The 12,084-nt window shown below is 62.9% G+C and carries 13 protein-coding genes; 10 read left to right on the plus strand and 3 right to left on the minus strand.

The features are described from left to right. The 10 genes from A8B82_RS07175 to A8B82_RS07220 form a co-directional block, all read left to right on the plus strand. Positions 1–899: PDZ domain-containing protein (locus A8B82_RS07175; protein WP_138069700.1), on the plus strand; the 899-nt coding region annotated here is incomplete at its 5' end. Positions 900–902: 3 nt separating this feature from the next. After that, complete coding sequence (locus A8B82_RS07180) at positions 903–2,216, plus strand: replication-associated recombination protein A (protein WP_067290161.1); 1,314 nt, start codon at positions 903–905, stop codon at positions 2,214–2,216. A gap of 284 nt (positions 2,217–2,500) precedes the next feature. Beyond that, complete coding sequence (gene crcB, locus A8B82_RS07185; protein WP_067290163.1) at positions 2,501–2,881, plus strand: fluoride efflux transporter CrcB; 381 nt, start codon at positions 2,501–2,503, stop codon at positions 2,879–2,881. After that, complete coding sequence (locus A8B82_RS07190) at positions 2,878–3,927, plus strand: RluA family pseudouridine synthase (protein WP_067290165.1); 1,050 nt, start codon at positions 2,878–2,880, stop codon at positions 3,925–3,927. Before crcB ends, A8B82_RS07190 begins: the two co-directional genes overlap by 4 nt. Further along, positions 3,924–4,610 (plus strand): HAD-IA family hydrolase, encoded by a 687-nt coding sequence (locus A8B82_RS07195; RefSeq protein WP_067290167.1) that lies wholly within the window; start codon positions 3,924–3,926, stop codon positions 4,608–4,610. The genes A8B82_RS07190 and A8B82_RS07195 overlap by 4 nt, the downstream gene beginning before the upstream one ends. Beyond that, positions 4,607–5,320, plus strand: a complete 714-nt coding sequence (locus A8B82_RS07200; protein WP_067290230.1) for an ATP12 family chaperone protein — start codon at positions 4,607–4,609, stop codon at positions 5,318–5,320. The genes A8B82_RS07195 and A8B82_RS07200 overlap by 4 nt, the downstream gene beginning before the upstream one ends. A gap of 195 nt (positions 5,321–5,515) precedes the next feature. After that, on the plus strand, positions 5,516–6,532 hold the full coding sequence (locus A8B82_RS07205; RefSeq protein ID WP_067290170.1) for an amino acid ABC transporter substrate-binding protein: 1,017 nt from the start codon (positions 5,516–5,518) through the stop codon (positions 6,530–6,532). A 157-nt stretch (positions 6,533–6,689) separates the two neighbouring features. Continuing rightward, positions 6,690–7,904, plus strand: a complete 1,215-nt coding sequence (locus A8B82_RS07210; RefSeq protein ID WP_067290173.1) for an amino acid ABC transporter permease — start codon at positions 6,690–6,692, stop codon at positions 7,902–7,904. Between the two features lies 1 nt (position 7,905). After that, entirely contained in the window at positions 7,906–9,204 is a 1,299-nt protein-coding gene (locus A8B82_RS07215) for an amino acid ABC transporter permease (RefSeq protein ID WP_067290176.1), read from the plus strand. Positions 9,205–9,218: 14 nt separating this feature from the next. Further along, complete coding sequence (locus A8B82_RS07220) at positions 9,219–9,986, plus strand: amino acid ABC transporter ATP-binding protein (RefSeq protein WP_067290178.1); 768 nt, start codon at positions 9,219–9,221, stop codon at positions 9,984–9,986. 72 nt (positions 9,987–10,058) lie between these two features. Here the strand turns inward: A8B82_RS07220 and A8B82_RS07225 are convergent, their stop codons facing one another. The 3 genes from A8B82_RS07225 to argB are packed head-to-tail and all read right to left on the minus strand — an operon-like array spanning position 10,059 to position 12,065. Further along, on the minus strand, positions 10,059–10,550 hold the full coding sequence (locus A8B82_RS07225; RefSeq protein ID WP_067290181.1) for a SixA phosphatase family protein: 492 nt from the start codon (positions 10,548–10,550) through the stop codon (positions 10,059–10,061). 1 nt (position 10,551) lies between these two features. Beyond that, entirely contained in the window at positions 10,552–11,172 is a 621-nt protein-coding gene (locus A8B82_RS07230; protein ID WP_443069330.1) for a ferredoxin, read from the minus strand. A gap of 29 nt (positions 11,173–11,201) precedes the next feature. Next, the gene (argB, locus tag A8B82_RS07235) at positions 11,202–12,065 is read right to left on the minus strand and encodes an acetylglutamate kinase (RefSeq protein ID WP_201120761.1); all 864 of its coding nucleotides are present in this window, start codon (positions 12,063–12,065) and stop codon (positions 11,202–11,204) included. Positions 12,066–12,084 lie beyond the last annotated feature (19 nt).

Below are 12,084 nucleotides of genomic sequence, written 5' to 3' on the forward strand. Positions count from 1 at the left end.
CGATTGGCAATCCGTTTGGCGTGGGCCAGACGGTGAGCAGTGGCATTGTTGCGGGGCGGGCGCGCTCCGGGGCGGGGGGCGGCAATTCGGGGCTGGGCTATTTCATCCAGACCGATGCGCCGATCAACCCCGGCAATTCCGGCGGTGCGCTGATCGACATGGCAGGGCAGTTGATCGGGATCAACACCTCGATCCTGACCCGGTCGGGCGGGTCCAACGGCATCGGCTTTGCGATCCCTGCGGACCTGGTAGAGGCCTTTGTCACGCAGGCGCGCGCGGGCGCGGTGGCGTTTGCCCGTCCCTGGGCGGGGATCAGCGGCCAGCCGGTGGACAGCGACATGGCGGGGCCACTGGGGCTGGACCGGGCAGGCGGGATCATCGTCTCTGGCCTGCACGAGGCCAGCCCGTTTCTGGAGGCCGGGTTGCAAGTGGGGGATGTGATCACCCATGTGGGCGATGAGCCGGTGCATACGCCCAATGAGATGATTTATCGAATGAGCGTTGCGGGCCTTGGCAGCGAGGCACCGGTGCGCTTCCGGCGGGACGGGGAGGAGAAGGAAACCGAAGTCTCGCTGATCGCCGCGCCGGACATGCCGCCGCGGAACGAAGTGGTGCTGCCCGAGCGCAGCATCCTGCCGGACCTTCGGATCGCGCGGGTGAACCCGGCGGTGATTTCAGAGTTGAACCTGCCGTTGGAGGCGTCTGGCGTCGTCGTGCTGGACGCGGGCCGGTTCGGTCCGCGCGTCGGGCTGCGCAATGGCGATATTCTTTTGTCCGTCAATGGTGTGGAGGTCGAAGACCCCAAGGACCTGCAAGCCCTGTTCGGCGGTGAGGTCCGGCGGTTCGATATCGTGATCCAGCGCGGCACCCGCCGGAGCTTTCTGCGGTTCCGGGTCTGAGCGGTGGCAGATCTGTTCGATACCGGGGATGCGGGCGAAAGCGGCGGGCATCGCCCGCTGGCGGACCGGCTGCGACCGCGTACCATTTCCGAAGTTATTGGCCAGCACAAGGTTCTGGGGCCAGATGCGCCGCTGACCGTGATGCTGGGGTCGGGTGCGCTGTCCTCGCTGATATTCTGGGGGCCGCCGGGGGTGGGCAAGACCACCATCGCGCGCCTTCTGGCGGATGAGACGGACCTGCATTTCGTGCAGATCAGCGCGATTTTCAGTGGGGTGCCGGAACTGCGCAAGGTCTTTGACGCGGCCAAGATGCGGCGGCGGCAGGGGCAGGGGACCTTGCTGTTTGTCGATGAGATTCACCGTTTCAACAAGGCGCAGCAGGATGGGTTCCTGCCGCATATGGAGGATGGCACGATCCTGTTGGTGGGGGCGACCACCGAGAACCCCAGCTTCGAACTGAACGCGGCGGTCCTGTCGCGCGCGCAGGTGCTGGTGCTGGAGCGGCTGTCGATTGATGAACTCGAACAGATGGCCCGGCGCGCCGAACAGGAACTTGAGGTGGACCTGCCCCTGCAGCCCGATGCCCGCGCGGCCCTGCTGGAGATGGCCGATGGCGATGGGCGGGCGCTGCTGAACCTGATCGAGCAGCTGGTCGCCTGGAAGGTCGATGGCAAGCTGGACAAGACGGCGCTGGCGGCGCGGCTGATGCGGCGGGCGGCGCAATACGACAAGGGCGGGGATGCCCATTACAACCTGATCTCGGCGCTGCACAAATCGGTGCGGGGGTCAGACCCGGATGCGGCGCTTTACTGGTTCGCGCGGATGCTGGAAGGCGGCGAGGACCCCCGTTACCTCGCGCGGCGGATCACCCGCATGGCGGTGGAGGACATCGGGCTCGCCGATCCCCAGGCCCAAGCGGTCTGCCTGCAGTCCTGGGAGACCTTCGAGCGACTTGGCAGCCCCGAGGGGGAACTGGCGCTGGCGCAGGCGGTGACCTATCTGGCGCTCGCGCCCAAGTCGAACGCCGCCTATGTCGCCTACAAGGGCGCGCGGCGGGCAGCGAAAGAAACCGGATCGGCCCCGCCGCCCAAACATATCCTGAATGCGCCCACGAAGATGATGAAGGAACAGGGGTACGGCGATGGCTATGCCTATGACCATGATGCCGAAGACGGGTTTTCGGGGCAGGATTATTTTCCGGAGGGGGTAGCGCGGCAGGCGCTTTATGCCCCGGTCGAGCGGGGGTTCGAGCGGGAACTGAAAAAGCGGCTGGAGTATTTCGCGAAGCTGCGGAGCAAGCGGGGTGGGGCGGAATAATCTGGCGTTCTGGCTGTCGGTTCTGCCGCCCCCCACCCAAGAAGACATGTCATGCAAGACCTGTCTTATTTGACATGTCTTGCATGACATGTCGTCATTTCCGGGCCACACCGGGCCACACCGGGCCACACCGGGCCACACCGGGCCACACCGGGATAATTCTGGCTTACCAAGACGCCAGGCGCGACATGTTCCTGGCAAGGGTTCGGGTGACAATTGCCTGCAAAGGCGGGCCAAGGGCGTGAATTCTTGACAATTGCCGCGCAAACCGTGACAGACGCCGCATGATTTCAACCTTGTCTCTTGTTGCGCTCGGCGGTGCCATCGGTGCCGCGCTGCGGTTCCTGTCCGGTGTCGCGATGCTGCGCCTGACCGGCCCACAGGACTTTCCGCTGGCCATCATCACGGTAAACGTGGTCGGGTCCTTCCTGATGGGGGCATTTGTCGTGTTCGCCGCACACAAGGGGTTGACCCATTACAGCCCCTTCGTGATGACCGGGCTTCTGGGCGGCTTTACCACCTTTTCCGCCTTTTCGCTGGAAACGGTCACCCTGATCGAACGCCAGGCCTATGGGCAGGCAGGGTTTTATGTATGCGCCTCCGTCGGCTTGTCCGTGGCGGCATTGATGCTGGGGCTCTGGGCCTCGCGGGGGATCTTCGGATGAGCAAGGTACAGACATTGACCGTGCAGGAGGGCGATGGCGATCAACGCCTGGACCGCTGGTTCAAACGGCAGTTTCCGCAAATTTCGCAGGGGCGCGTCGACAAGATGTGCCGCAAGGGCGAGATCCGCGTCGATGGCGGCCGCGTCAAGGGTGCGACGCGCCTTGAGGTCGGCCAGCAGGTGCGCATCCCGCCCCTGCCGGACAGCGAGGCCCCGCCGCCGCCCAAACGCACCCGCGTGACGGATGCGGATGCCAAGTTCATCCGGTCCTGCGTGATTTATCGCGACGACCATGTGATCGCGCTGAACAAGCCGCCGGGCCTGCCGGTTCAGGGCGGCTCTGGCCAGTCCGACCGGCATGTGGATGCGCTGGCCGAGGCGCTGATGTTCGACCTGGATGAAAAGCCGCGTCTGGTCCATCGGCTCGACAAGGACACATCGGGCGTTCTGATCATGGCGCGCACCCGTGCTGTCGCGCAGGCATTGACGGCAAATTTCCGGCACCGCGAGACGCGCAAGATCTACTGGGCCGCCATCGCCGGCGTGCCGCATCCCAAGAACGGGCAGATCAAGTTCGGGCTGGTCAAGGCAGGCGGTCACGGCGCCCGCGGTGAAGGTGAAAAGATGATCGCGGTGCATCCCGCCGACATCGACAGCACCGAAGGGGCCAAGCGGGCCACCACCGATTACGCCGTTCTGGCACAGGCCGGCAGCCGCACCTGCTGGGCCGCGCTGATCCCGGTGACGGGCCGCACCCACCAGTTGCGCGCGCATATGGCCGAGATCGGGCATCCCATCGTGGGCGACGGCAAATATGGCGGCTCGGGCCAGGACAACCCCGGCGATGGCTGGGGCGCGCAACTGGGGGGCGATATCTCCAAAAAGCTGCACCTGCACGCGCGCAGCCTGACGGTGGAGCATCCGGTGACCAAGGCGGTCCTGAAACTGGTGGCCCCCTTGCCCGACCATATGGCCCGCACCTGGGAGACGTTCCAGTGGTTCCCGGCCGATGTGCCGGACGATCCGTTCGAGGAAGGCTGGGGATGAGCGGCGCGCCCCTCAGACTGGTGATTTTCGACGTGGACGGCACCCTTGTCGACAGCCAGGGCGACATCGTGGCGGCCATGACTGCCGCCTTTGCTGCGGTTGGCGTGCCTTTGCCGCAGCGGGCCGAGATTCTGGGGATTGTCGGGCTTTCGCTGGACGTGGCGATGGCCAGTCTTGCACCGTCTTTGGCGGGTGCCGACCATGATCGCATGGTCGGGGCCTACAAGGCCGCCTATATGGATTTGCGGGCCACGGCAGGGGTGGCACAGTCTTCGCCCCTCTATCCCGGTGCTCTGGCGGCCCTGCAATCGTTGCGCGACAGGGATGACATCTTGCTGGGTGTTGCCACCGGCAAATCGCGGCGGGGGTTGGACAAGCTGATCGAGGGGCATGGGCTGGGCGGCATGTTCCAGACCCAGCAATGCGCCGATTTTCACCCGTCCAAGCCGCATCCCTCCATGCTGCTGGCCGCCCTGTCGGAGACAGGGGTCACAGCCGACGGGGCGGTGATGGTGGGCGATACGAGCTTTGACATGGATATGGCCCATGCCGCGGGCATTGCGGGTGTCGGCGTCAGTTGGGGTTACCATGATCGCCATCGCCTGACCCGCGCGGGGCGGGTGATTGACAGTTTCGACGCCCTGCCAGCGGCGCTGGACCTGATTTGGGGGATGCCCGCGTGAGCGACTGGAAAGCCAAGAGATTCTGGAAACAGGCGGCAGTTGTCCCCGCCGCGAACGGATTCGCGGTTGAACTGGACGGCAGGCCGGTCAAGACACCGGCGAAACAACCGCTGATCCTGCCCACCGACAAGATGGCAAGGGCGGTTGCTGTCGAATGGGACGCGCAGGAAGGGGTGATCAACCCGAACCTGATGCCGGTCACAAAGACCGCCAATTCGGCGATCGACAAGGTTGCCGTGCAACACGCCGAAGTGGCGGATATGCTGGCCGACTACGGCGATGCCGACCTCCTGTGCTATCGTGCTGACGCGCCCGAAGAACTGGTGGCGCGGCAGGCGGCGCATTGGGACCCGATGCTTGATTGGGCCGAAGAGGTGCTGGGCGCGCGGCTGATGCCCCGGATCGGCATAATACACGCGCCGCAGGCCCCTGCTACACTGGATACCTTGCGCGCGCGGACACATGCGTTGAACAATTTCGAACTGGCCGCCTTTCACGATCTGGTCAGCCTCTCGGGCTCACTGATCCTGGGGTTTGCCGCAACCATGGGCGCGCGCGACACAGAGGTTCTGTGGGACATTTCGCGGCTGGATGAGGCATGGCAGGCTGAACAATGGGGCCGCGATGACGCCGCCGAAGCATTGGCCGAAATCAAGAAAGCAGCCTTTTTGCACGCCTGCCATATGTTTGCCCTCAGTCAGGCCGATTAGACCCGATGCGGGGCATCCTGCGGGCGGTTTCTTGTTAATCGGGCGAAAACCCGAGGGCTGACCCTTGACCTTTTTACGGGAATCCGAGCACATTAACCTACACTGAGCATGGGGACACCTGCACAGTATCGCCTCCGGCATGGAAGTGTCGGATCAACCGTCCAGAACGTGGCGGATTATCAGGAAGAGGTAAAAATGAACAAATCTATGATTTTTGGTGCGTTGACCGTTGCAGGTCTGGCTGCCGGCGCTGCCGGCGCAGCCACACTTGACGATGTCAAGGCACGCGGCACACTGAACTGTGGCGTGACAACCGGTCTGATCGGTTTCGCGGCACCAGACGCGAACGGTGAATGGAAGGGCTTTGACGTTGCGGTATGCCGCGCTGTCGCCGCTGCGGTCCTGGGGGATGCGACTGCTGTCGAATTCGTCCCGACCACCGGCAAGACACGCTTTACCGCGCTGGCATCCGGCGAAATCGACGTGCTGGCCCGTAACACCACCTGGACCTTCTCGCGCGATGTCGACCTGAAGTTCGACTTTATCGGCGTGAACTACTACGACGGTCAGGGCTTCATGGTGCCCAAGGCACTGGGCGTATCCTCGGCCAAGGATCTGGACGGCGCGACCGTCTGCATCCAGACCGGTACAACAACCGAGCTGAACCTCGCGGACTTCTTCCGCGTGAACAACATCAGCTACGAGCCGGTGCCGATCGAAACCAACGCCGAAGCGCAGCAGCAGTACCTTGCCGGTGCCTGCGACGTCTACACAACAGACGCGTCCGGCCTGGCCGCGACACGTGCCGCCTTCGAAAATCCGGGCGATCACGTCCTGCTGCCTGAAATCGTCTCGAAAGAGCCGCTGGGCCCGCTGGTCCGTCACGGCGACAGCGAATGGGGCGATGTGGTCCGCTGGACCCTGAACGCGCTGATCGCAGCCGAAGAGCTGGGCGTGTCCTCTGCAAACGTCGGTGAAATGGCTTCCTCGACCAACAACCCCGAAATCGCGCGCCTGCTGGGCACCGAAGGGGAACTGGGCGCCATGCTGGGCCTGGATGCAGATTGGGCCAAGCGCGCCATCGAAACGCAAGGCAACTACGGCGAGATCTTTGCCACCAACATCGGCGAAGATACACCCATCGGCCTGGCACGCGGGCTGAACGCCCAGTGGACAGACGGTGGCCTGCTTTACAGCCCGCCTTTCCGCTGAACAGAACTGCCGAAGGGCGCGGAGCATTCCGCGCCCTTCGCGCCTGACGGCACCAAACCTATTCAATGCGGTGCCGACGACCAATAATGACCCTGCCGCATGTGCCACAAAGGCACAGTGAAAAAAAATCAAGGCATGGGACACAGGGAAAAATCTGATGACAACACTCACCGACCCCCCGAAGGAGTCGTTCAAGCTCTCTATGCTGTTGAACGATACGCGCTATCGGTCGCTGACAATGCAGGCCATTGCGGCCCTGTTGCTGGCCCTTGCGATTGTCTACCTTGGCAACAACCTGATCCAGAACCTGCGGGCCGCCGGGCTGAACATCTCTTACGGGTTTCTCGGCAGCGCCTCGAACTATGACATCAACCAGACGCTGATCGAATACAGCAGCCGGTCCACGCACCTGAGAGCCGCCGTCGTCGGCATTCTCAACACGCTGCTGGTTGCATTGCTGGCCTGCGCTACGGCGACGGTCTTTGGCGTGATCGCCGGGGTCCTGCGGCTTTCGCCGAACTGGCTGGTGCGCAAGCTGATGGCTGTCTACGTGGAAATTTTCCGCAACATTCCCGTGCTGATCTGGATCATCATCATCTTCACCGTGATGACCGCCTCGATGCCTGCGCCCAGCGCATTCCGGGGCGAGGATCCGGCTTCTTCGATGTTGTTCGGAGCCTTTGCCTTTACCAACCGCGGTGTCTATGTCCCCGCGCCGGTCTGGGGGGCGGGGTCAATGGTGGTTGTGGCGGTCTTTGTGCTGTCCATCATCGGGGTGTTTGCCTACCGCCGCTATGCGACAAAGCTGCTCTATGACACGGGCAAGCTGTTGCCGATGTTCTGGCCTTCGGTCGGGATATTCCTGCTGCCTGCGATCCTTGCCTTTTTCATCATGGGCTCCCCCATCGGTCTGGACTACCCCGAACTGAAGGGCTTCAACTTTGGCGGCGGGATCAAGATCGGTGCGCCGCTGATTGCGCTCTGGTTCGCGCTGTCGATCTATACCGGTGCCTTCATCGCGGAGAACGTGCGTGCAGGCATCCAGGCGGTGTCCAAGGGCCAGACAGAGGCCGCTGCGGCCCTGGGCCTGCGTCCGGGACGGGTGATGAACCTGGTGGTGCTGCCGCAGGCGCTGCGGGTGATCATCCCGCCGCTGATTTCGCAATACCTCAACATCACCAAGAACTCATCGCTCGCGATTGCCGTGGGGTATGCCGATGTGACGGCGACACTGGGCGGCATCACGCTGAACCAGACGGGCCGGGCCATCGAATGTGTCCTGCTGCTGATGTTGTTCTACCTCACGATCTCGCTTCTGATCTCGGCGTTCATGAACGTCTACAACAATGCCGCCAAGCTGAAGGAGCGCTGAAATGTCGGACACACATGCACAATCCGTCGCCTTCGTCCGCGAAACGGCCATTCCGCCCGCCGCACCACCCTCCACGGCGGCGGGGCCGGTCAAATGGGTGCGCGACAACCTGTTTCCCACCTGGGCCAACGCATTGCTCACGGTCGCGGCGCTTTATGTGATCTGGCTGGTTCTGTCCTCGACCCTGCCGTGGATCCTGGGCGGCATCTGGAACACCAACAGCCTGGCCGCCTGCCGCGAGATTCTCGATGGTCGGTCCGCTGCCTGTTTCTCTGTCCTGACAGAGCGGTGGCACCAGTTGCTTTACGGCTTTAAATACCCGTCGGAACTGTATTGGCGGCCCAATCTGGCCCTGCTGCTGCTGTTCTTTGCCGCAGCACCGGTGCTGTTCTTTGACCTGCCGCGCAAGCTGCTGATCTTTACCGGGCTGTACCCGTTCATCGCCTATTGGCTGATTTGGGGCGGTACGATCCTTGCGCCATTGGTCGCTCTGGCGGGGTTCATCGCGGGCTACCTGGTCTATGCAAGGTTGGTCAAAGCGAGCTTTGCCAAGGGCTTTCTGGGCGGAATCGCCGCGGCGGTCATCGTCTGGGGGATTGGGGGTTACCTTATCCCGGAAGGGGCATCGGACCGCGCCATGCTGGAAGCGATCCCCAGCAGGGACCTCGGCGGCTTCATGCTGAACCTGATGCTGGGCGTGACCTGTGTGTCGCTGTCCTTGCCCATCGGCATCGCGCTGGCGCTGGGGCGTCAGTCGCACCTGCCGCTGATCAAGGGCATCTGCGTGGTGTTCATCGAATTCATCCGGGGCGTGCCGTTGATCACCCTGCTGTTCGTGGCAAGCGTGATGCTGGCGTATTTCTTTCCGCCGGAATCCACCGTGGACCTGTTCCTGCGGGTGGTGATCATGATCACCATGTTCTCCTCGGCCTATATCGCCGAGGTAATCCGGGGCGGTCTGGCAGCCTTGCCCAAGGGGCAAAACGAGGCGGCGGATTCGCTGGGGCTGGATTATGCACAGGCCATTCGCCTGATCATCCTGCCGCAGGCCCTCAAGATCTCCATTCCCGGCATCGTGAACATCGCGGTGGGCCTGTTCAAGGACACCACGCTGGTCTCGGTCATATCGCTGTTCGATATCGTGGGCATGATCCGCGGGCCGATCCTGGCGTCGACGGACTGGAACGGGGTCTATTGGGAACTCCTGATGTTCGCCTCTGTCCTGTTCTTTGTCGTCTGCTACGGCATTTCGCAATATTCGCAGTGGCTGGAACGCCGCCTTGCGACAGATCATCGTTAAGAAAGGGCTGACACATGGCCACTGCAACACAAATGAAAGTATCGGACGAGGTCGCGATCTCGATCCAGAATATGAACAAGTGGTACGGCACCTTCCACGTGCTGCGCGACATCGACCTGACGGTCTACCGGGGCGAGCGGATCGTGATCTGCGGGCCCTCCGGGTCCGGCAAATCGACGCTGATCCGCTGCATCAACGCGCTGGAGGAACACCAGAAGGGACGCATCGAGGTGGACGGCACGGTGCTGTCCTCGGACCTCAAGAACATCGACAAGATCCGGTCCGAGGTTGGCATGTGCTTTCAGCACTTCAACCTGTTCCCGCATCTGACGATCCTGGAGAACTGCACGCTGGCTCCGATCTGGGTGCGCAAGACACCCAAGAAAGAGGCCGAAGAGATCGCGATGCATTTCCTCGAAAAGGTCAAGATCCCCGATCAGGCCGACAAATACCCCGGCCAACTGTCAGGCGGTCAGCAGCAGCGTGTCGCCATCGCGCGGTCCCTGTGCATGCGTCCGCGCATCATGCTGTTCGATGAACCCACATCGGCGCTGGACCCCGAAATGATCAAGGAGGTTCTGGACACGATGATCGAGCTTGCCGAAGAAGGCATGACCATGCTCTGCGTGACGCATGAGATGGGCTTTGCCCGTCAGGTGGCGAACCGGGTGATCTTTATGGATCAGGGCCAGATCGTCGAGCAGAACGAACCCGAAGAGTTCTTTAACAACCCGCAGTCCCCACGGACCCAGTTGTTCCTGAGCCAGATCCTCGGCCATTGACCAAAGGTGGGGCGAGTCCCTGCCTGACATGAGTTTTCAAGGGGCGTCTGCGATGTGCAGGCGCCCTTTGCGTTATAGGTCTCGTGGCACGACAAAGGTGACGACACGCCCCTTGCCCCATCCCGCGTCTGACCAATCTTCGACATCGAAATCCGCGATCAGCGTCGCACCGGTCGGAAAGCCCATGAACTGTTGATGATCCGGCGCAGTGGCGACGATATCATCCGCACACATGCCAACACCGGGGTTATGCCCCAGCACCAGCACGGAATTGCCCGTTGCCCTCTGTAGCAGGCTCAGGATCTGGTCCTGCGAAGCGAGGTACAGCTTGCGGGTGATCGTGGTGTTGATCCTCTGAGGCAGATCCAATCCGGCCAGGGTCTCTTGTGTCCGTACGGCAGATGAACAGAGCACCTCATCCGGCAGGATGCCCACATCGCGCAGCCAGTCGCCAAGCGCGTGCGCATTGGCGCGGCCCCGGTCGTTCAGGGTGCGGTCGTGGTCGTTCAAAGCTTCGCCCGACCAGTCGGACTTGGCGTGGCGCATCAGGATCAGGCGTTTCATGTCAGGCCCCTTTGAATTGGCGCATGTGGTATTCTGATTGCGCGGGCAAACGGCCAAAGCGCTGAGAGACCGGGCAGGCCGTGCGTACCCGGCACCCGCCCGTGATACAGGCCTGTCCGGCGACCGTGTCAAGATACGCCTTGCATGCCGGTACGTCGTAGCCGTCCGGCGTCAGCGCGGCGACCGGGCAGGCTGACACGCAGGGCGTTGCCTTGCAACTCTTGCAAGGTGACGGGGGCCTGTCGGGCAAGTCGATATGCGCGCGCAAACCCAGCGCACCCCGGAAAGAGACCATCAGCCCTGCCGTGTCATGAACCAGAAACTGAACGGGAGAGGCATGCACCCGTCCCGTGCGCAGGGCCCAGGTGTAGAACGGCAGAAAGGGTGGTCCACCAAAGGGATAAAGCGGCACCGCGCCCAGCGTCCTGGCCCATGTGTCAATGATCCGCCGTGACCAGCGGTCCATCGGGTCGGGGGCGCCGTCCGTGGCCTCGGCGCTGTCGCGGTAGGCGGGCCAGAAGGCCGGTTCATCGGGGCCCAGCAACAGGACGGTTCGGCAATCCTGCGGGACATCGTCACCGGCTTCGGGGTGAAAGCCGCCAAGGATGCTCAGGTGACGCACGCGGGCGCTTTGCTGAAGCGCCGCGAAATTCATCCCTGCCGGATGATGCTGCCCGCACCGTGTTCGGTAAAAAGCTCAAGCAGGCAGGCATTCGGCGCACGACCGTCCAGGATCACGGCAGCGCGCACGCCGCCCTCCAGCGCATCCAGTGCGGTCACGGTCTTTGGAATCATGCCCCCGGCGATGGTGCCATCCGCGACCATCTCGCGGATCTGCGCTGCCGTCAGTTCGGTCAGCACTTCGCCCTCGGCATTCTTGACCCCGGCCACATCGGTCAGCAACAAAAGCCGGTCGGCCTTGAGCGACGCGGCAATGGCACCCGCAGCGGTATCGCCGTTGATGTTGAACGTCTCGCCGCCGTCGCCCATGCCCAAGGGGGCGATCACCGGGATGATCCCCTTGTCCGCCATGTCACGCAGGATGCGGGGGTTCACGCGGGTCGGTCTGCCCACCAGTCCCAGACGGGGGTCCTCATGTTCGCAGATGATCAGGCCGGAATCCTTGCCCGACAACCCAACCGCGCGGCCACCCTGTTCGGAAATCGCCTGCACGATGCGGGCATTCACAAGGCCCGACAGGACCATTTCGACCACTTCCATCGTCGCCTCGTCGGTGACCCGCTGGCCATCGACAAATTCGGACTGGATGTTCAGCCGCTTCAGCATGGCATTGATCATCGGGCCGCCGCCATGCACGATCACCGGGTTCACCCCGACCTGCCGCATCAGGGTGACATCGCGCGCGAATTCATCCATCGCCTCGTCGCTGCCCATGGCATGTCCGCCCAGCTTGATCACGACGGTGGCATCGGCATAGCGCTGCATATAGGGCAGGGCCTGGCTGAGGGTTTTGGCGGTGGCGATCCAGTCGCGGTTCATGTCTTGTTTTCTCATGCCTTTGGTTCCGGGAACG

Source organism: Sulfitobacter sp. EhC04 (genome assembly GCF_001650875.1).
GTDB lineage: Bacteria > Pseudomonadota > Alphaproteobacteria > Rhodobacterales > Rhodobacteraceae > Sulfitobacter.